This is a genomic window from Curtobacterium sp. AC268 (genome assembly GCF_979258745.1).
Genome location: NZ_OZ409878.1, coordinates 1,495,231 through 1,513,635, shown reverse-complemented (window position 1 = coordinate 1,513,635; position 18,405 = coordinate 1,495,231). Strand labels below are relative to the sequence as shown.

Sequence of the window (18,405 nt, the reverse complement as noted above, 5' to 3'; positions counted from 1 at the left end):
ACCGTGATGTAACGCACACCTCGCTGTCGTCCGGATGCAGTCCCCACAGGGGATGACGCCGACTGGCGGGATCTCTCTGCACCGACCGATTGGTGAACCTCCGCGATGGACACACGGTTGCGCCCACTCCGCCTCGACGACGCGGCCGTCCTGGCTGCGGTCATCACCGAGAACGCCGAGTTCCTGCGTCCGTGGGAACCGGCCCGAGCGCCGTCGTACTACACGGAGTCCGGGCAGCGGGACGTCATCACGCAGGCCCTCGCCGCGCAGCGGGCCGGCAACGCGGTGCCGTTCGTCATCGAGTCGACCGACGGGGAAATCCTCGGCCGGATCACGCTGAGCGGTGTCGCCCGCGGTGCGCTGCAGTCGTGCGCGATGGGCTACTGGATCCGCTCTGACCGCACGCGCCAGGGCCACGCATCCCGCGCCGTCCGCGCCGCTGCGGCCCACGCGTTCGACGTGCTCCGCCTGCACCGCGTGCAGGCCGAGACGCTGCCCGAGAACGTCGGCTCGCAGCGCGCACTCGAGTCTGCAGGCTTCACCCGCTACGGCTTCGCGCCGGAGTACATCAAGATCGACGGGGTCTGGCGCGACCACGTCATGTTCCAGCTCCTCGCGCCGACGCCGGCCCCGTGATCGAGGTCGTCGAGTACCGACCTGCCTGGCCCGAGCGGTTCCGGCAGCTGCACGATGCGTACGCCGCCGCACTCGACGACGCCGACGTGCCGTTCCGGAGCATCGAGCACGTGGGCAGCACGTCCGTGCCGGGCCTGGCGGCGAAGCCCGTGCTCGACGTCGACGTCGTGGTGGACACCGATGACGTGCCGGCCGCGGTGGCGGCGATGGCGACGATCGGGTTCGCGCCGCGTGGTGACCTGGGGGTTCCGGGGCGGCAGGCGTTCCGGGCTCCGGAGCGCTTCGCCCCGACGAACACCTACGTCGTCGCAGCCGGGTCGCTCGCGCTGCGGAACCACCTGGCCGTCCGCGACGTGCTGCGTGCCGACCCGGCGCTCCGCGACGAGTACGCCGCCGTGAAACGCCGGGCAGCCACCGAGGCCGAGGACATCGACGACTACATCGAGCGGAAGAGCGACGTGCTGAGCCGGATCCTCCACGCCGGTGGCCTGTCCGACGACGAGCGCGCCGCCATCACCGCGACGAACCGTCGGATCACCGACCGCGGCGCGGGCGGCTGACCCGACGGGGACGGCCTTCAGGCGCTGGCGAGCATCGGGTAGAGCGCGGTGAGCGGGGCGCTCAGGCCGGCCCGGACGTCACGGCTGACCTGGTCGGCGAGGACCTCGTGCTCGCCGGCCTCCACCGCGTCCCAGATCGAGCGGACGATGTCGGCGGGGTCGGACTTCTCGACGTCGAGGTCGGCGATCATGCCGGTGTCGGTGTAGCCGAGGTGGGCGCCGACGACCTGGGTGCCCTGTGGTGCGAGCTCGAGGCGCAGGGAGTTCGTGATCGACCAGAACGCGGCCTTCGACGCCGAGTACGCGCCGGCGAGGGCGACCCAGCTCAGGGCGGAGTGCACGTCGATCAGCGCACCGTTGGCGATCGAGGGGGCGAAGGCCTTGGCGACACGGAGTGCACCGAAGACGTTGGTGGCGAAGATGCGCTCGACCTCTTCGACGGAGACGTCGACGAGCGGGTCGGAGCCGGCGATCCCGGCGTTGTTCACGACGACGGTCACGTCGGCTGCGGCGCGGGCTGCGGTGTCGACGCTCTCCTGGCTCGTGACGTCGAGGGCGAGCGGGACGATGCGCTCGTCGTCCCAGGTGCGCGGGTTGCGGGCGGTCGCGTAGACCTTCGTGGCGCCACGCTCCAGGGCTTGGCGGACGAACTCGGCGCCGAGGCCGCCGTTCGCTCCGGTGACGAGGACGACGGCGTTGGTGAGGTCGGTCATGAGTGCTCCAGACAAGAGAAGTTGAGTACGGAAAACGAACCTAGCACGTTGTGTCCGGAAATCGAACCCAGCTAGGATGAACACATGCTCGGCATCCTCGGCGGCGACGAGCGCTGCCCCATCGCACGCTCCCTCGACGTCCTCGGCGAGAAGTGGACGCTCATGATCGTCCGCGACGCCGTCGGTGGCTCGACTCGCTTCAGCCAGTTCCAGCAGAGCCTCGGCATCCCGCGCGAGGTCCTGACTGCACGGCTGGCCTCACTCGTCGACGGGGGAGTGCTCGAGCGCACGACCTACAAGCCCGAGGGGGCACGTGCCCGCGAGGAGTACGTCCTGACCGACGCCGGCCGCGACCTGTCGCTCGTGCTGCTCGCCCTCGGCGGCTGGGCCGACCGGCACCGTCCGTCCGAGCGGGCGTCGGACCTGCGCTTCGTCGACGCCGAGACCGGCGAGGCGGTCGAGGCCGCCGCCGTGACGGTGGATGCGCAGCAGCGCATCCCGACCGCGCGCCTCCGCGCCGTCATGGAGCCGGCGTCCTGAACGCGACCAGCTGACGGCCAGGAGGCCCGTGGCGGCCCCGCCCCGCGCCTCCAGCCTGTCGGTGGGTGCGTCAGCGACGCACGTCGCACCCGCAACTCCCGCCGAGGACCAACTCGGCGGGGACCAGGTCGCGGTGCCACTGGTTGTCGGCGTCGAGGCCGAGCACGCGGTCGACCGCGGCGACCGCCATCGTCTCGATCGGCTGCCGGACCGTGGTGAGCTGCGGGTTCGTGTAGTCCGCCTCGGCCGCACCGTCGAACGACACGATCGCGACGTCCTCGGGGACGCGCAGACCGAGTTCCCACAGTGCGCGCATGACGCCGATCGCCTGCATGTCGGAGCTGACGAAGACGGCTCTGGGTCCGGTCTCGTCGGCGAACATGCGGAGGCCGGCTTCGTAGCCTCCGCGCCGGGTGAAGTCGGTGCGGACGATGGGGCCGTCGGGCAGGCCGGCCTGGCGCAGGGCACGCATCCAGCCCTGCTCGCGGAGCTCCATCGAGCCGGTGTGCCCCATCACGAGGCCGATCGAGCGGTAGCCGTGCTCGACCAGGTGCTGCGTGCCGTCGAGGGCGCCACGCAGGGCGTCGACACCGATGCTGGCGTACTCGGGGACCTCGAAGAACGTGTTGAGCAGGACCATCGGCAGACCGGGGTCGGTGACGGTCGACAGGTCCGGGTGGGTCATGATGCTCGTCACGATGATGCCGTCGACCTGGCGGGCGGACAGGCTGCGGAGCCGTTCGCGTTCCTGGGCGGCGTCGCCGTCGCTGTTGGCGAGCAGGACGTCGTAGCCGCGTGCAGCGGCGGCGTGGGTGACGGCGACGGCGAGCTCGGACCAGAACGGGTTGTCGAGTTCGGGCACGATCAGTCCGAGCATCTTCGACGAGCCGGTGCGCAGGGCCTGGGCGCTCGCGTTCGGGCGGTAGCCGAGGACCCGGATGGCCTCGCGCACCCGGGCGGCGGTGGCGGCGGCGACGGGGCGCGGTCCGTCGTGCACGACGTAGCTGACGACGGAGGTGCTGACCCCGGCGTAGCGGGCGACGTCCGCACGGGTGACCGCCCTGGGGTTCGTCGGGACGGTCACGGGTGCCACCTTCGTCGGGTCCGGGAGCGTCGTTCGGGTGCCGGCCCACGACGGACCGGCACCCGAACGACACGTGTTACTCGGACGCGATCGTAGCCGACGACGTGCTGCCGGCCGACGTCGGTGCGCTCGGCGTCGCAGCGCTCGTCGTTTCCGGGGCGTCACCGAAGTCCGGCACCTCGAGGCGGGCGCCGCCCTGCAGCGCGGACTGGTGGGCGATGATGCCCGGCAGGGTGAAGCGCGCGGCGGTCCAGGCGTTCACCGGCGGCAGGGTCCGGTCGACGACGGCGCGGACGAAGTCGTCGGCGAGGAACTGGTGGCTGCCCTCGTGCCCGGTCGGCACACCGTCGTACTCGGCGGGCAGACGGTCGGTGTCGTGCACCTCGGCGTAGCCGGAGACGAACGCGTCGCGCAGGGACGGGTCGACGTCGGCCAGGCGCGGGTCGTCGAGGGACATCGTCGCCTGGGTGTCGATCTTGTCGCTGATGTCGTACGAGTCCTCCTTGTCCTGCCAGACGCTGGTCTTCGCGAGCTGCTCGAAGCTGGCCTCGGTGCCGAAGTAGCGGAACCGTGACTCGCGGATGTGCGACGGGTAGCCGACGCGACGCATCTCGTTGATGCGCATGACCCCGCCGTTGTCGAGCTCGAACAGGGCGGTGGCGTTCGAGAAGTCGTTGTCGAACTGGCTGACGTCCTTGTCGAAGACGCCGTCGCCGCGGTCGTCCTTGACACCGATGCAGCTGACGCTGACCGCGTGCCCGGGGATCGCGCCGAGGACCCCACCGACCGAGTGCGTCGGGTAGAGCATGGGCGGGTAGCTGGCGGTGCGCTTCCACTCGTCGCCGCCGCTGTACTGGTAGGCGGCGTAGAAGCCGAGGTCCATGTCGTGCACGTAGTCACCCTCGGCGTAGAACACCCGGCCGAAGGCACCGGCGGCGACCTGCTTGCGGGCGAACACCGTCGCGGGGTTGTAGTAGCTCGTCTCGCCCATCATGTAGGTCAGGCCGGTCTCGCGGACCGCCTGGATGATGTCGCGGATCTCGTCGACGGAGATCGCCATCGGCACGGCGGAGTACACGTGCTTGCCGGCGCGCAGGGCCTTGACCACGAGCGGACCGTGGGTCCAGCGCTGCGTGAAGATCGCGACGGCGTCGACGTCCGAGGCGAGGACGGCGTCGAAGTCCGGGAACGTGCCGTCGAGGTGCTGGGTCTCGACGAGTTCGGACGCGCGCTCGCCGACGAGGTCGGTGACGTAGACCCGGTCGACGTCGGGGTGGAGCTTGAACAGCTTGGCGAACTGGGGGGCGAACTGGCCCGCGCCGACCATTCCGACAGAGATCATCAGTGACCTTTCCAGGGTGTGGGATGCGTCGCCGAGCGGGTCGCTCCGATGCGATCGAACGCCATCCTGACACACGTTGTCTACACGTGACAACCCCCGTCCACGGCCCGGAAAAAGACCCTTGCCAGCCGTGGTCCCCACGTGTAGATTCCCGGCTCACGGACTGCTGCACGTCAGTCCACCGCAGACGAAGGAGTCGCGATGGCAACCGAGAGCCCTGTGTCGTCACCCTTGACGACCGCCAGCACGAGACGGAGGAGTCGGTCCGCCGACCTCGCCCGAGCCCGCACCACCGCACCACGGCGCCGCCCCAGGAACGACCTGTGGCTCGCGCTCGTCTTCATCGCCCCGGCAGCCGTCGGGTTCGCGGTGTTCCTCGCCTGGCCGACCGTGCGGGGCATCTACCTGAGCTTCACCTCGTACAACCTGCTCACCGAGCCCGAGTTCACCGGCCTGCAGAACTACGCCCGCCTGGTGCAGGACTCGATCTTCTGGCACTCGATGGTGGTGACCGTCGAGTACGTGCTCATCAACATCGTCATCCAGACCGTCGTCGCGCTGTTCATCGCCGTGATGATGCACCGCCTGACCAAGTCGACCTTCGTGCGCGGCATCGTGCTCGCGCCGTACCTGGTGTCGAACGTCGTCGCCGCCCTCGTCTGGCTCTGGATCCTCGACACCCAGCTCGGCATCGGCAACGAGATGCTCGCCGCACTCGGGCTCGACCGCATCCCGTTCCTGCAGAGCGACGTCTGGGGCATCCCCTCGATCGCGCTCATCAACGTCTGGAGGCACGTCGGCTACACGGCGCTGCTCATCTTCGCAGGCCTGCAGTCGCTGCCCGAGACCGTGTACGAGGCCGGACGAATCGACGGTGCGAGCGAGTGGAAGATGTTCTGGCGCATCACGGTGCCGCTGCTCCGCCCGATCCTGTCCCTGGTGCTGATCATCACCGTGATCGGGTCGTTCCAGGTGTTCGACACCGTCGCCGTCACCACGCAGGGCGGCCCCGCGAACGCCACGAACGTCGTGCAGAACTACATCTACAACCTGGCGTTCGGCCGGTTCCAGTTCGGCTACGCGTCCGCGGTCTCGGTCGCGCTCCTCATCGTCCTCAGCATCATCACGATCATCCAGTACCGCCTCACCCGCTCGGGTGAGTCCGACCTGGACTGAACGGAAGCGCCATGACCACGACACTCACCCGTTCCGTCACCACGTCCCGCCCGCCGCGGATGGGGGCCGGCCACCGTCGTCGCCCGTCGCTCGGCCGTGTGCTCGCCTGGGTCGCGATGATCCTCGTCATCGTCGTCACCCTGTTCCCGTTCTACTGGATCCTGCGCACCGCGCTGTCGTCGAACACCGCGATCAACTCCGACCCCACCTCGCTGCTGCCCGTCGGGTTCAGCCTGGGCGGGTTCGAGCGGGTCTTCGGTCTGCAGTCCACCGAAGAGGCGTTGGCCCAGGGCGGGTCCGGCGCCGCGCTGGACTTCTGGCGGTACCTGCTCAACTCGATCCTGGTGTCGACGCTCGTCACCGTCGGCCAGGTGTTCTTCTCGGCGGCGGCCGCCTACGCCTTCGCCCGGCTGCGCTGGCCCGGTCGCGACAAGGTGTTCGGGGTGTTCCTGGCCGGGCTGATGGTCCCCGCGATCTTCACGCTGCTGCCGAACTTCACGCTCATCAAGCAGCTCGGGCTCGTCGACAACCTGTTCGGCATCGCCCTGCCGACGATGTTCATGACCCCGTTCGCGGTGTTCTTCCTGCGGCAGTTCTTCCTCGGCATCTCGAAGGAGGTCGAAGAGGCGGCGCTCATCGACGGCGCCGGCAAGGTCCGCGTGTTCTTCCGGCTCGTCATCCCGATGGCGGCGGCCCCGATCGCCACCCTCGCCGTGCTGACGTACATCACGAGCTGGAACGACTACTTCTGGCCGCTCATGGTGTCGTACACCGACAGCTCGCGGGTGCTGACCGTCGCGCTCGGCGTCTTCAAGTCGCAGACCCCGCAGTCCGGCACCGACTGGGCCGGGCTCATGGCCGCGACCCTGGTGGCGGCGCTCCCGATGATCCTGCTGTTCGGCGTCTTCGCCAAGCGGATCGTCAACTCCATCGGCTTCTCCGGGATCAAGTGACCCGGCGCTCGGACAGGACGAACACCATGACGAACCAACTGACCCGCCGCACGCTCTTCGCCGGCGGCGCCTCCGCCCTGGCCCTCGGCGCGCTCGCCGCCTGCTCGTCGCCCGGTCGCCGCACGACGAACCGGTCGGGTGCGCGCACCGTGAGCTACTGGCTCTGGGACGCCAACCAGCAGCCCGCGTACCAGGCCGTCGCCGACGCGTTCCACCGCGCGAACCCGGACATCACCGTGAAGATCACCCAGCTCGGGTGGAACGACTACTGGACCAAGCTCACCGCGGGCTTCATCGCCGGCACCGCGCCCGACGTCTTCACCGACCACCTGACGAAGTTCCCGCAGTACGCCGACCTCGACGTGCTCTACGGGCTCGACGAACTCGACGCCACGAAGGGCATCCGTGACGACGACTACCAGTCCGGGCTCGCCGAACTGTGGAAGGGCCAGGACGGCCACCGCTACGGCTCCCCGAAGGACTGGGACACCGTCGCGATGTTCTACGACAGGAAGGCGATGGCGAAGGCCGGGGTCTCCGCCGAGGAACTCGGGTCGCTCGCGTGGAACCCGGACGACGGCGGCACGTTCGAGCGGATGCTCGCGCGGCTGACGGTGGACTCGAAGGGCCGACGCGGGGACGAGGACGGCTTCGACAAGGACGACGTCGCCGTCTACGGCATCTCGTCGAACGGCTCGGGCGGCGACGGCTTCGGGCAGACCCAGTGGTCGCCGTTCACCGGGTCGGTCGACTGGTTCTACACGAACGAGAACCCGTGGGGCGACCGGTTCCGCTACGACGAGCGGGTCGTGCAGGACACCCTCGCCTGGTACTACCGGCTGGCCGAGAAGGGCTACATGGCGAAGTACGGGGTGTTCTCGACCACGACCGGGCCCGAGGTCCAGCTCGGCGCCGGCAAGTGCGCGCTGTCCTTCAACGGCTCGTGGATGATCGGCTCGTACCTCGGCATGGAGGACCTCGACGTCGCGGTCGCCCCGACCCCGATCGGCCCGTCGGGTCACCGTGCGTCGATGTTCAACGGGCTCGGCGACTCGATCACGAAGCAGGCGAAGGACCCCGAGGCCGCCGCGAAGTGGGTGGCGTTCCTGGGCAGCGACGAGGCGCAGCGGATCGTCGGTGAGAGCGGGATCGTGTTCCCCGCTCGTCCCGCGGGCACCGAGGCCGCAGTGGCCTCGTTCCGGAAGCGCGGGCTCGACGTCTCGGCGTTCACCCGGCAGGTCGAGGAGGACACCACGTTCCTGTTCCCGGTCACGAAGAACCCCGCCGACGTGCAGGCCCTGCTGCAGCCCGCCTTCGACGACGTCTACGCGAACGGCAAGCCGATCTCGACGCTGACCGGGGTCAACGAACAGGTCAACAACCTGCTCGCCCTCACCTGATCGAAACCCGACACCCGAGACCCGATATCCGACACCCGACACCCCGCCCGTCGTCCGCATGCCGCACCGTCCGGTGCGGTGTGCGGACGACGCGTTGACCGTGCCACTGACCACGATCCAGACTGCAGGGGATGACTTCGCTCACCTCCCTCGTCTACATGTCCGTCGCCGTCGACGACCTGACCGACGACCAGCTGGTCGCCATGCTGCGCGAGGCGCGGCTCCGCAACCACGCGCTCGGCGTCTCCGGGCTCCTGCTCGCCAAGGGCGGCCGCTTCATGCAGGTGCTCGAGGGTCCGGTCTGGAGCGTCGAGGACCGCTTCGCCGCGATCGAGCGCGACCCGCGGCACACCGGAGTGAAGTCGCTGTCGCGTGAGTCCATCAGCACGCGTCGGTTCGACGGCTGGGCGATGGCGTTCGGCAGCCCGACCGGGGACGAGCTCCGTGACGAGCCCGGGTTCAGCACCTTCCTCAGCGACCGCACCGGTCTGCCGACCGGGGTGGCGGGCACGCCCGCCGACTGGCTGCTCCGCTGGTTCCGTGGGCGCGACCTGCAGGACCTGCCCGAGGAGCGCATCACGCTCGGCCGGCACGCGGCCTGAGACGCACCACCCCTCGGTCTGGGCCCACGCCGCCGGTTCCGGGCCGACGCGCCAGCGGCGGACCGGCCGTGCCGGTGGGGAGAGGCACGGTGCGGGCCCGCCCCGGGCCTCCAGACCGACAGACTGGTCACGTGGAACGACGTGAGCAGATCCTGGTGGCCGCGGCGGAGGAGTTCGACCGCGTCGGCTTCGCCGGCGCGACCATCGCGGGCGTCGCCCGCACGGCGGGCGTCTCGCAGGGCACGCTGCACTTCCACTTCCCGACGAAGCTCGCCCTGGCGCTCGGTGTCATCGGCGAGCAGAACGCCCGCACCTTCGACGTCGTCAGCCACACCGACAGCTCGCCGGTCGCCGCCCTGATCGGGGCGTCGCACGGCATCGCCGACCTGCTCCGGACCGACCCGATCGTGCGGGCGGGCATCCGGCTGTCGCTGGAGCGCGGCGAGTTCCAGACCGCGACGCGTAGCTTCTACGAGCAGTGGATCGGCGGGATCGTCGACGTGTTCCGGTTGGCGATCGCGAGCGGGGAACTCCGGACGGACCTGACCGCGGAGCAGCTCGGCTCTACGGTGGTGCCCTACTTCACCGGCGTGCAGCTCGTGTCCGACGTCCGGACGCGGCGCACCGACCTGATGCCGGCGGTGGCGACGATGTGGCGGGTGGTGATCGCGGCGACGGCGGACCCGAAGCACCGCGACCGGCTGCTCGCCGTCGTCGAGGACGCGTTCGGCATCGACTGAACCGCTGGGTACGGCGCGGGCGGAGTGCGTCGCTGCCGGCGGGTCAGAGGTCGTGCAGCTCGCGGTCGCGGAACCACTTCAGCAGCCAGGCCGCACTGGTCCGGTCGAACGAGCGCGGGAAGTCCATCGTGCCGGACAGGAAGGGACTGAAGCCCTCCTCGGAGCGGAGGTCCGAGTCGTCGAGCGCGCGGTAGGCCATCGACCAGCCGTCGAAGCGTCGTCGCTCGATGTCCTCGCGCACGAGTGACTTGACCTCACCGTGGCGCGGGTCCTTCGCGATCACGTCGTACCGGTCCTGCACGCTCCACGCCGGACCCTCGAGCAGCTGCATGAACCGACCGCCCTTGGCGAGCAGGAGCCCGGAGACCCCGAGCGCTTCGTTGCGCAGCCGGGACTCCGCGAGCAGCACCGCCATGGCCTGGTCGTCGAAGGGGACGACGGCACGGCTCATGTAGACGATGGAGACGAGCACTCCTCCATCCTGCTGGGTGGACGGCCGCTGCGCGAAGCGGATGTCCGCAACGCGCCCCGCGGATCGGCGCCGCGGATCGCCTCCGCGGGTCAGCCCTGCGGCAGCTCGTGCGCGGTGACGTCCTCGTTGCGCTTCTTCCGCCACGGACGGGCCGGGGTGTTCGGGCCGTCCCACACCAGGATCGCGCCCCAGGCCGCGGCGATCAGCGGCACCGAGATGATCGCGCCGGTGATGCCGGCGAGGACGGTGCCGGCGGTCAGCCCGATCAGGATGACGAGGCCGTGCAGCTTGAGGGTGCGCCCCATCAAGACGGGCTGCAGCAGGTTGCCCTCGAGCTGGTTCACCAGCACCACGATGCCGATCACGATGAGCGCCTGCACCGGGCCGAGGGCCACGAGCGCGACCAGGGCGGCGAGGACGCCGGCGGCGGTGGCACCGACGATCGGGATGAACGCGGTGATGAAGACGATGACGGCCAGCGGCAGGGCGAGCGGGACGCCGACGATGGCGATGCCGACTCCGATGCCGATCGCGTCGACCGCCGCGACCGTGGCCGTGCCGCGGACGTACCCGCCGAGGGTCGAGACGACCCGGTCGCCGACGCGACGAGCTCGGGCGTAGCGCTCGCCGGTGAAGGGGCGGAGCAGGAACTCCCAGATGCTCGGGCCGTCCTTCAGGAAGAAGAACAGCACGACGATCATCAGGACGAGCCCGGTCAGGAAGTTCGCGGTGGCCGAGGCGCCGGCGAGTGCACCGGATCCGAACTGGGCGCTCGTGACGAAGTCGGACGCCGACGCGACCGCGTCGTCGATCTGCTTGTCCGAGATCGAGAACGGCAGGTTCTTCGCGAACTCCTGCAGTTGCTGGAACCCGTCGACTGCTGACTTCTGCAGCTGCGCCCACTGGTTCTCGACGGCGACGACGATGAGCCAGCCGATCAGCCCCAGGATCGCGAGGACGCCGATCAGCACCGCGAGGGTGGCCACCACCGACGGCACCCGGTGCTTGCGGAGCCACGACACCACGGGGTGCATGGCCGACGCGATGATGAGCGCGAGGAGCACGGGGATCGTGACGACGCTCAGGATGTTGCTCGCCCAGACGACGCCGGCGACGACCACCACGACGATGATGAGCTGCAGGCACCGGGTCGCGAGGTGCCCGGCGGAGTCGGACCACGCGGCCTGGACCCTGGACGGAGCGGCTGGGGTGATCGGGCGCGGAGCGTCGCGGAAGAACGGCATGCCCGAGACGCTACCGACCGGACGGCCGACGCGCCGGTTCCGCCGGCTCGATCGTCCGCCCGGTGTCCCGTCCCCGCGTCGCCGGGGCGACCACGAACGCCGCGACCAGCAGGACCAGGGGCACGAGCATCGCCGTCTGCAGGCCGAGGTGCTCCCCGACGAAGCCGAGCAGCGGCGGCCCCACCAGGAACGCGATGTACCCGGCAGTGGCCACCACCGACACCCGGCGGTCGCCGTCGGTGGGGTGGTCGCCCGCGGCGGAGATCGACAGCGGGAACCCGAGGGCGATGCCGAGCCCCCAGACGCCGGCGGCGGCCGCGGTGACCACCGGACTCGGTGACAGCACGACGAGCAGGACCCCCACCGCACCGACCGCGGCACAGACCCGGACGACCGGGGCGCGACCGAACCGGGCGACGAGCGGTGTGCCGGCCGCGCGACCGATGAGCATGGCGAGGGCGAACCCGGTGAACACGAGGGACCCGACCGACTCTGGGGCGTCGTGGTCGGTGGTCATCAGCAGCGGGAGCCAGTCGCTCGCGGCACCTTCGGCGAAGGCCATCGCGAGGGTGATCACGGCGATCATGGCGAGCTGCACGGTGAGGACGGAGCGGCGGGCTCCCCGACGGGGGCCGCGGGCATCGGCCGGTGCATCGGTCGGTGCCTCACGGGGCACCGGCCGCAGGTTCAGCGCCGCGAACACCGCCAGCGCGGCCATCACCGCGGCGCCGACGAGCAGGTGCACCCGGACCGGGGTCCCCGCCGCCGTCATGGCGATGCCGACGACCCCGCCGACCACGCTGCCGAGGCTGAAGCAGGCGTGCAGCACCGGCACGACCGGTCGCCCGATCTGCCGTTCGACCGCGGCGGCCTCGACGTTCAGCCCGATCTCGGCGACTCCCGCCCCGAAGCCGATCAGGAACAGCCCGACCCAGACCCCGGCGGCGACCTGTGCCGGGGCGAGCAGCGCGACGAGCACCATGCCGACGACGGGCAGCGCGCCCCCGAGCAGGATGAGCGGGCGGTTGCCGAGGCGTCGCACCAGGGCTCCGGCTCCGAGGATCCCGATCATCGACCCGATCGACAGCCCGAGCAGGACGAGGCCCATCGCCTCGATCGAGGCACCGAGCTCGTCGCGGATCGCGGGCGTCCGGGTGATCCACGTCGCGATCCCGAACCCGGTCACCGTCGACGTGGCGAAGAGTGCGAGTCGATGCCGCCCGGCCATGCCCCCATCTGATCGGTCCCCGGGCGGCCCGTCAAGGGCGACCGCGTCCCGCGCCTAGGATCGGGCGCATGGCGACCGTCCTCCTCGTCCGTCACGGACGCACCACCGCGAACGCCACCGGCGTCCTCGCCGGACGCACCGCCGGCGTGCGACTCGACGCCGTCGGCCGCACCCAGGCCGAGCGGACCGCGGAGCGCATCGCCGCGGTGCCCGTCGTCGCCGTGGTGTCGAGTCCGCTCGAGCGCTGCCGGCAGACCGCCCGCGCGATCCTGGACCGGCAGACGGACGGGCAGACGGACCGGCAGACCGGTGCACCCGCCTCGCTGATCGAGCGGGCCATCACCGAGGCCGACTACGGGCAGTGGCAGGGCCGGAAGCTCGCCGACCTGGCGAAGGAGCCTCTCTGGCGCACGGTGCAGGCGAACCCGAGCGCCGTCGTGTTCCCCGGTGGTGAGTCCATGCAGACGATGCAGTCCCGCGCAGTCGCGGCCGTTCGTCGCATCGACGCCGAGGTCGAGGCGGAGCACGGACCCGGAGCCGTCTGGGTCGCGGTGAGCCACGGCGACATCATCAAGAGCGTCCTCGCCGACGCGTTCGGCATGCACCTGGACCTGTTCCAGCGCATCGGCGTCGGCCCGGCCTCGGTGTCCGTCGTGCGCTACGGCGAGCACCGCCCCGAGGTCGTCGCGACGAACACCGAGTCCGGTGACCTGTCCTGGCTGCGCACCGCCCCGGCACCCAGCGGGGACGCCGCGGTTGGCGGCGGCGCGGGCAACCCGGCACCCGACGCGCCCGAGGGTCCTGCCCGACCCTGAACGGCCGGAGCCGAGCGCTCCTACAATGCGGGTATGCCCACCATCGTCCACGGCTTCGACTGGCCGGACCGCCTCGTCGTCGGCACCATCGGCCGTCCGGGTGAGCGCGCCTTCTACATCCAGGCCCGCTCCGGTCGGCGCGTCACCAGCGTCGCGCTCGAGAAGGAGCAGACCGCCGTGCTCGCCGACAAGATCGACGAGCTCCTCGACGAGGTCGCGACCGTCGACGACAACCGCTTCAGCGTGCCGCCGTCGGTGCCTGCCGAGCTCCGCGACCCGGAGCCGCTCGACCAGCCCGTCGAGGCCGAGTTCCGCGCCGGAGCCCTGAGCCTGGGCTTCGACCCGGCCACCGCGCAGGTCGTCATCGAGGCGTACCCGATCGACGACGAGGTCGAGATCGTGTCCGAGGAGAGCGAGGACGGCATCGAGATCGAGGCCGTCGTCGAGATCCCCGAGCCCGCCGAGCTGTTCCAGGTGAAGATCCCGGTCGGCACCGCCCGGGCCTTCGTCGAGCGCACGCGCGAGGTCGTCGCCGCCGGTCGTCCGCCCGGCGACGCATGAGCGACGGCTCGCTCTCCGTCCGGGCGCGCATCCGCGAGGCGTCCAACGCCACCTTCCTCGCCGAACTCGACGGTGCGACCGTCGTCTACAAGCCCATCGAGGGCGAGCGCCCGCTGTGGGACTTCCCGGACGGCACGCTCGCCGGCCGCGAGATCGCCGCGCACCTGGTCTCCGAGGCGTTCGGCTGGGGGGTCGTGCCGCCCACGTGGATGGGTGACGGTCCGTTCGGGCCCGGCATGGTGCAGCGCTGGCAGGACGTCGACCCCGAGCAGGACGCCGTCGACCTGGTGACGCCGGAGCTCGCCGAGGCAGCGGATTCGCCCTGGCTGCCCGTGCTCGAGGCCATCGACGAACACGACCAGCCCGTCACGCTCGTGCACGAGGACTCCGAGGCCCTGCGCCGGATGGCCGTCTTCGACGTCGTCGTGAACAACGCCGACCGCAAGGGCGGGCACGTGCTGGCGATGCCCGACGGCCACCGCTTCGGCGTCGACCACGGGCTCACCTTCCACATCGAGCACAAGCTCCGGACGGTCCTGTGGGGCTGGATCGGGGAGCCCCTCGGTCCGGACGAGCTCGAGGGCCTCGACCGCGTGTCCGAAGCCCTGCGCGGTGGTCTCGGCGACGAGCTCGCCGAGCACCTGACGGACGAGGAGATCGACACGCTCCGGGCGCGCTGCGCGGCTCTGCGCGCCGTCGGGATCTTCCCGCCGCCGCCCGGTCACGGCCCCGCCGTGCCCTGGCCACTGTTCTAGACGCACCCGACAACGGACTGGAGGCCCGTGGCGGTCTCGCCACGGGCCTCCAGTCCGTTTCGTGTGGGCTTCAGAGCCCCCAGTCGTCGCGGAAGAGCGCGCCACCGGCCCCGCGACGCGAGCCGAGGTACGAGCCGACCACGGCGACCCCGAGGTCGTCGTTCTCCGGTGCCACGACGCTGCCGTCCACCCGCTTCGCCATCGCGTCGATGAACCGGGCGAGCCCCGGGTCCTCGCCGAGCCGGAAGAACGTCGTCTGGGCGCCGAGGCGTCCGGCGTTCTCGAGCTCCCGCACGGTCAGCGCGATCGTCACCGGGTCGGGCGGGTAGTCGAACCAGACCTGCCCGTTCGGCTCGAGGTGCGACGTCGGCTCACCGTCGGTGACGATGAGGAGCACCGGTTGGGCCGTGGGGTGCTTGCGGAAGTGCCGGTTGGCGAGCAGCAGGGCGTGGTGCAGGTTCGTGCCCTTGTCCCACATCGCGTCGAGACCGACGAGCTGTTCGACGTCCATCACCTCGGCCTCGCGACCGAAGGCGATGAGCTGCAGGTCGTCGCCGCGGAACCGGGTCGACACCAGGGTGTGCAGCGCGAGGGCGGTGCGCTTCATCGGCACCCAGCGGTCCTCCATCGCCATCGAGAACGACGTGTCGACGAGCAGCGCGACGCAGGCCTGGGTGCGCGCCTCGGTCTCCTGCACCTCGACGTCCTCGATGCTCAGGCGCACGCCCGCACCCTGTCGACCGCTGGCCGCCGTCCGCACCACGGCGTTCGTGATCGTGCGGGGGATGTCCCACGGCTCGGTGTCGCCGAACGCCCACTGCCGCGACGCCCCCGAGGGTTCGCCCGCGGCGCCCGAGCGACGGAGGTCCCGCGCGCCCTGCCGACCGGACATCCGCTGGGCGACGTCCTTGAGCAGGCTCTTGCCGAGCTGCCGCATCGCCTTCGGGGTGAGCCGGAGCTGCCCATCGGCACCGCGGCGCATCGCCCCGGAGTTCCGGAGCGCCTGCTCGAGGCGCTGCAGGGTCTTCGCGTCGACCGCCGCCTCGTCGCCGAGCTGCCGGGACAGCGCGTCGAGGTCCAGGTCGTCGAGCTCCGAGCCCGGCCCGGACTGGGCGAGCTGGTCGGCGAGGGCGTCGAGGTCCGCGATGTCCTGGAACACCCCGGTGCCGTCGCCCAGCCCGAGGCCCTGTTCGCCCTCCATGCGCTCGGATCCGCCCCAGTCCTCGCCGGGACGCAGCGCGCGCAGGGTGTCGTCGAGCTGGGACAACTGCCCCATCAGGTCGGGGGAGCCGAAGGCCTGCTGGGCGAGGGCGTCGAGTTCGTCCCGCTGCTCCTGGGTCATCGAGTTCCGCATGCGCTGCGCCGCGGCCGCGCGGGCTGCCAGGTCGTCGAGCAGCTCGTCGACGTTCGCCGGGTTCGACGGGAAGTACTCGCCGTGCTGGTCCATGAAGTCGTCGAACTGCTGCCGGGTGTCCTCGCCGCGGGCATGTGCCTCGAGCAGCGCGTTGAGGTCCTGCATCATCGCGCTGACCGCGGCCCGGTCCTGGTCGGTGGCACCCTCGAGCGCCTGCTTCATGCCGGCGAAGCGCTGGTCGAGCACCTCGCGGCCGAGCAGGTCCTTGATCTCGTCGTACTTCTGGCGCGCGGTCGGGCTCGTCCAGTCGTAGTCGCCGAGTTCCTGCACCGCGGCGGCGGGGGAGGGCGACAGGCTGTCGAGCTGCAGTTCGGCCAGGGCCCGGTCGCCGTCGTCGAGGTCGACGTTGCGGGCGAGCTCCCCGCGCTCGGCGAGCAGCGCCTGGTCCAGGAGCTCGCGCACCTGCTGCAGGGTGCCGTCGAGGTTGTTCTTGCTCGTCAGCTCACGGCGGCGCTCGGCCACCCGTCGGGCCAGGTCGTCGAGGCCGCGCTGCGTCCGGCCGCCGCGTCGCAGGAACTCCCGCATCGCGCGCTCGGGCGACGTGCCGCCCATCACGTCCTGCCCGATGGCGTCGAGCGCCTCGGCCAGGTCGACCGGGGCGGCGAGCGGGTCGGGTCCGTCGGTGTACCGGCCGTACCGGGTGTCGCGCGTCAGGCGCCGGTTCTGCCTAGCCATAGACGGCTTCGCCCCCGCCGGACTCCTTGCTGATGCGCCGGGCCAGGAACAGGCCCTCGAGGGCGAGCTCGATCGCGCCGGCGCGTTCGCCGTCGTTCGTGGCACCCATCCGGTCGCACACCTGGTCGTACAGGTCGGACTCGCCGATCGACGGCAGGCCTTCGAGGAACGCCCGGGCGCTGACCTGCTCGCCCGTGGTCACCATCGTGCCGCCGTCGAGCGCGTCCACGAGCACCGCGAAGTCGAGGCCTTTGAACCGGGAGCGCACGGTCTCGGCGGTCGCGGTGCGGAGCAGGTGCTCGAGGACCTCGTCGGCCCGGTCCTCTTCGCCGTTCTCGAACTCGATCTTGCCGCCGAGGACGTCCACCGCGGTCTCGAGGTCGATCGGCCGCGCGACCGCCTCGTCCTCGCCCTGGCGTGCCGCGCGGTGCACCGCGGCGGCGGACACCGTCTCGGCACCGGCGATCGCGAACCGGGCGCTCACACCGCTGCGCTGGTCGACGGCGCTGGAACCACGCAGTGCCCGGGTGAACCGGGCGAGGATCTCGATCAGGGCGTCGGGGACCTCGGCCGTCAGCTGGGCCTCCTGCCGGATGACGGCGATCTCGTCGTCGAGCTCGATCGGGTAGTGCGTGCGGATCTCGGCGCCGAAGCGGTCCTTCAGCGGCGTGATGATCCGGCCGCGGTTCGTGTAGTCCTCGGGGTTCGCACTCGCCACGACGAGCACGTCGAGCGGCAGACGCAGCACGTAGCCGCGGATCTGGACGTCGCGCTCCTCCATCACGTTGAGCATCGCGACCTGGATGCGTTCGGCCAGGTCGGGCAGCTCGTTGATCGCGACGATGCCACGGTGCCCGCGGGGGACGAGCCCGAAGTGGATGGTCTCCGGGTCGCCCAGGCTGCGGCCCTCGGCGACCTTCATCGGGTCGACGTCGCCGATCAGGTCGGCGACGCTCGTGTCCGGTGTCGCGAGCTTCTCGACGTAGCGGTCGTCGCGGTGCCGCCAGCTGATCGGCAGGGCGTCGCCGAGGTCGTCGGCACGCCGGATGCTCGCGGTGGTGATCGGTTCGTACGGGTGCTCGCCGAGCTCGGAGCCGGTGATGACCGGTGTCCACTCGTCGAGCAGGCCCTGCAGGGTGCGGAGCAGCCGGGTCTTGCCCTGGCCGCGCTCGCCGAGCAGGACGACGTCGTGGCCGGCGATCAGGGCGCGTTCGAGCTGGGGGATGACGGTGGTCTCGAAGCCGTGCAGGCCGGGCCACGGATCGGTGCCCTGGCGCAGGGCGGTGAGCAGGTTGTCGCGGATCTCGGCGCGGACCGTCTTCTGGACGTGACCAGAGGTGCGGAGCTCGCCGACCGTGCGGATGTCAGGTCGGGTCACGTTCTGGACGTTACGCCTTGTCGGACGGGAGGCCCGTGGCGGGGCCCGCCACGGGCCTCCCGACCGTCCGCTTGTGGGTTTCCATCGCACTTGCGATCATTGAGATCCCGGCGACGG

General features: G+C 71.0%; 19 protein-coding genes. 11 read left to right on the top strand and 8 right to left on the bottom strand.

Features of this window, described 5'->3' with window-relative positions; all coding sequences use genetic code 11:
- Nucleotides 1–117 precede the first annotated feature (117 nt).
- Nucleotides 118–636: a GNAT family N-acetyltransferase gene (locus ACZZ9K_RS07100; RefSeq protein WP_463443679.1), complete on the top strand. Its 519-nt coding sequence runs from the start codon at nucleotides 118–120 to the stop codon at nucleotides 634–636.
- The gene (locus ACZZ9K_RS07095) at nucleotides 633–1,196 is read left to right on the top strand and encodes a GrpB family protein (protein WP_214562836.1); all 564 of its coding nucleotides are present in this window, start codon (nucleotides 633–635) and stop codon (nucleotides 1,194–1,196) included. The genes ACZZ9K_RS07100 and ACZZ9K_RS07095 overlap by 4 nt, the downstream gene beginning before the upstream one ends.
- Nucleotides 1,197–1,213: 17 nt before the next feature.
- On the opposite strand, the gene ACZZ9K_RS07090 is transcribed toward ACZZ9K_RS07095, so the two are convergent.
- Nucleotides 1,214–1,909 (bottom strand): SDR family oxidoreductase, encoded by a 696-nt coding sequence (locus ACZZ9K_RS07090; protein ID WP_138804065.1) that lies wholly within the window; start codon nucleotides 1,907–1,909, stop codon nucleotides 1,214–1,216.
- An 84-nt stretch (nucleotides 1,910–1,993) separates the two neighbouring features.
- Here ACZZ9K_RS07090 and ACZZ9K_RS07085 point away from each other — a divergent pair, with 84 nt between their 5' ends.
- A complete protein-coding gene (locus tag ACZZ9K_RS07085; protein ID WP_110865514.1) occupies nucleotides 1,994–2,449 on the top strand; it encodes a winged helix-turn-helix transcriptional regulator in 456 nt (151 codons plus the stop codon).
- 70 nt (nucleotides 2,450–2,519) lie between these two features.
- On the opposite strand, the gene ACZZ9K_RS07080 is transcribed toward ACZZ9K_RS07085, so the two are convergent.
- Entirely contained in the window at nucleotides 2,520–3,533 is a 1,014-nt protein-coding gene (locus tag ACZZ9K_RS07080) for a LacI family DNA-binding transcriptional regulator (RefSeq protein ID WP_463443678.1), read from the bottom strand.
- 76 nt (nucleotides 3,534–3,609) lie between these two features.
- Nucleotides 3,610–4,875, bottom strand: coding sequence for a Gfo/Idh/MocA family protein (locus ACZZ9K_RS07075; protein WP_395876573.1), 1,266 nt, complete (start codon nucleotides 4,873–4,875; stop codon nucleotides 3,610–3,612).
- 201 nt (nucleotides 4,876–5,076) lie between these two features.
- On the opposite strand from ACZZ9K_RS07075, the gene ACZZ9K_RS07070 reads away from it, so the two are divergent.
- The 5 genes from ACZZ9K_RS07070 (at nucleotide 5,077) to ACZZ9K_RS07050 (ending at nucleotide 9,746) form a co-directional block, all read left to right on the top strand.
- A complete protein-coding gene (locus ACZZ9K_RS07070; RefSeq protein ID WP_228516654.1) occupies nucleotides 5,077–6,051 on the top strand; it encodes a carbohydrate ABC transporter permease in 975 nt (324 codons plus the stop codon).
- A gap of 11 nt (nucleotides 6,052–6,062) precedes the next feature.
- Nucleotides 6,063–7,004 carry a carbohydrate ABC transporter permease gene (locus ACZZ9K_RS07065; protein WP_463443677.1) on the top strand — a complete coding sequence of 314 codons (942 nt, stop codon included), beginning with the start codon at nucleotides 6,063–6,065 and terminating at the stop codon, nucleotides 7,002–7,004.
- A 26-nt stretch (nucleotides 7,005–7,030) separates the two neighbouring features.
- Nucleotides 7,031–8,404 carry an ABC transporter substrate-binding protein gene (locus ACZZ9K_RS07060; RefSeq protein WP_463443676.1) on the top strand — a complete coding sequence of 458 codons (1,374 nt, stop codon included), beginning with the start codon at nucleotides 7,031–7,033 and terminating at the stop codon, nucleotides 8,402–8,404.
- A 131-nt stretch (nucleotides 8,405–8,535) separates the two neighbouring features.
- Nucleotides 8,536–9,006, top strand: coding sequence for a BLUF domain-containing protein (locus ACZZ9K_RS07055; protein WP_051596847.1), 471 nt, complete (start codon nucleotides 8,536–8,538; stop codon nucleotides 9,004–9,006).
- A 131-nt stretch (nucleotides 9,007–9,137) separates the two neighbouring features.
- A complete protein-coding gene (locus ACZZ9K_RS07050) occupies nucleotides 9,138–9,746 on the top strand; it encodes a ScbR family autoregulator-binding transcription factor (RefSeq protein WP_463443675.1) in 609 nt (202 codons plus the stop codon).
- Between the two features lie 43 nt (nucleotides 9,747–9,789).
- On the opposite strand, the gene ACZZ9K_RS07045 is transcribed toward ACZZ9K_RS07050, so the two are convergent.
- The 3 genes from ACZZ9K_RS07045 to ACZZ9K_RS07035 form a co-directional block, all read right to left on the bottom strand.
- Nucleotides 9,790–10,218, bottom strand: coding sequence for a BLUF domain-containing protein (locus ACZZ9K_RS07045; RefSeq protein ID WP_138804070.1), 429 nt, complete (start codon nucleotides 10,216–10,218; stop codon nucleotides 9,790–9,792).
- Between the two features lie 89 nt (nucleotides 10,219–10,307).
- Nucleotides 10,308–11,462, bottom strand: a complete 1,155-nt coding sequence (locus tag ACZZ9K_RS07040; RefSeq protein ID WP_463443674.1) for an AI-2E family transporter — start codon at nucleotides 11,460–11,462, stop codon at nucleotides 10,308–10,310.
- A gap of 10 nt (nucleotides 11,463–11,472) precedes the next feature.
- Complete coding sequence (locus ACZZ9K_RS07035) at nucleotides 11,473–12,690, bottom strand: MFS transporter (protein WP_463443673.1); 1,218 nt, start codon at nucleotides 12,688–12,690, stop codon at nucleotides 11,473–11,475.
- Nucleotides 12,691–12,758: 68 nt separating this feature from the next.
- Between ACZZ9K_RS07035 and ACZZ9K_RS07030 the strand changes: the two genes are divergently transcribed.
- From ACZZ9K_RS07030 to ACZZ9K_RS07020, 3 genes are read left to right on the top strand one after another with little or no spacing between them, the layout of a single operon-like run.
- On the top strand, nucleotides 12,759–13,505 hold the full coding sequence (locus ACZZ9K_RS07030) for an MSMEG_4193 family putative phosphomutase (RefSeq protein WP_463443672.1): 747 nt from the start codon (nucleotides 12,759–12,761) through the stop codon (nucleotides 13,503–13,505).
- Nucleotides 13,506–13,538: 33 nt separating this feature from the next.
- The gene (locus ACZZ9K_RS07025; RefSeq protein ID WP_027466105.1) at nucleotides 13,539–14,066 is read left to right on the top strand and encodes a DUF3090 domain-containing protein; all 528 of its coding nucleotides are present in this window, start codon (nucleotides 13,539–13,541) and stop codon (nucleotides 14,064–14,066) included.
- Complete coding sequence (locus tag ACZZ9K_RS07020) at nucleotides 14,063–14,821, top strand: SCO1664 family protein (protein WP_463443671.1); 759 nt, start codon at nucleotides 14,063–14,065, stop codon at nucleotides 14,819–14,821. The genes ACZZ9K_RS07025 and ACZZ9K_RS07020 overlap by 4 nt, the downstream gene beginning before the upstream one ends.
- A 70-nt stretch (nucleotides 14,822–14,891) precedes the next feature.
- Here ACZZ9K_RS07020 and ACZZ9K_RS07015 read toward each other — a convergent pair whose 3' ends face one another.
- Together ACZZ9K_RS07015 and ACZZ9K_RS07010 are read right to left on the bottom strand one after the other, a co-directional pair.
- On the bottom strand, nucleotides 14,892–16,910 hold the full coding sequence (locus ACZZ9K_RS07015; RefSeq protein WP_463443670.1) for a vWA domain-containing protein: 2,019 nt from the start codon (nucleotides 16,908–16,910) through the stop codon (nucleotides 14,892–14,894).
- Nucleotides 16,903–18,288 (bottom strand): MoxR family ATPase, encoded by a 1,386-nt coding sequence (locus tag ACZZ9K_RS07010; RefSeq protein WP_027466108.1) that lies wholly within the window; start codon nucleotides 18,286–18,288, stop codon nucleotides 16,903–16,905. Before ACZZ9K_RS07010 ends, ACZZ9K_RS07015 begins: the two co-directional genes overlap by 8 nt.
- Nucleotides 18,289–18,405 lie beyond the last annotated feature (117 nt).

What these genes read in the sequence shown, in the direction of transcription:
- ACZZ9K_RS07090 (WP_138804065.1), bottom strand. Translation starts at nt 1,909, where the DNA reads ATGACCGACCTCACCAACGCCGTCGTCCTCGTCACCGGAGCGAACGGC.
- ACZZ9K_RS07085 (WP_110865514.1), top strand. Translation starts at nt 1,994, where the DNA reads ATGCTCGGCATCCTCGGCGGCGACGAGCGCTGCCCCATCGCACGCTCC.
- ACZZ9K_RS07075 (WP_395876573.1), bottom strand. Translation starts at nt 4,875, where the DNA reads ATGATCTCTGTCGGAATGGTCGGCGCGGGCCAGTTCGCCCCCCAGTTC.
- ACZZ9K_RS07070 (WP_228516654.1), top strand. Translation starts at nt 5,077, where the DNA reads ATGGCAACCGAGAGCCCTGTGTCGTCACCCTTGACGACCGCCAGCACG.
- ACZZ9K_RS07065 (WP_463443677.1), top strand. Translation starts at nt 6,063, where the DNA reads ATGACCACGACACTCACCCGTTCCGTCACCACGTCCCGCCCGCCGCGG.
- ACZZ9K_RS07060 (WP_463443676.1), top strand. Translation starts at nt 7,031, where the DNA reads ATGACGAACCAACTGACCCGCCGCACGCTCTTCGCCGGCGGCGCCTCC.
- ACZZ9K_RS07055 (WP_051596847.1), top strand. Translation starts at nt 8,536, where the DNA reads ATGACTTCGCTCACCTCCCTCGTCTACATGTCCGTCGCCGTCGACGAC.
- ACZZ9K_RS07040 (WP_463443674.1), bottom strand. Translation starts at nt 11,462, where the DNA reads ATGCCGTTCTTCCGCGACGCTCCGCGCCCGATCACCCCAGCCGCTCCG.
- ACZZ9K_RS07035 (WP_463443673.1), bottom strand. Translation starts at nt 12,690, where the DNA reads ATGGCCGGGCGGCATCGACTCGCACTCTTCGCCACGTCGACGGTGACC.
- ACZZ9K_RS07030 (WP_463443672.1), top strand. Translation starts at nt 12,759, where the DNA reads ATGGCGACCGTCCTCCTCGTCCGTCACGGACGCACCACCGCGAACGCC.
- ACZZ9K_RS07025 (WP_027466105.1), top strand. Translation starts at nt 13,539, where the DNA reads ATGCCCACCATCGTCCACGGCTTCGACTGGCCGGACCGCCTCGTCGTC.
- ACZZ9K_RS07020 (WP_463443671.1), top strand. Translation starts at nt 14,063, where the DNA reads ATGAGCGACGGCTCGCTCTCCGTCCGGGCGCGCATCCGCGAGGCGTCC.
- ACZZ9K_RS07015 (WP_463443670.1), bottom strand. Translation starts at nt 16,910, where the DNA reads ATGGCTAGGCAGAACCGGCGCCTGACGCGCGACACCCGGTACGGCCGG.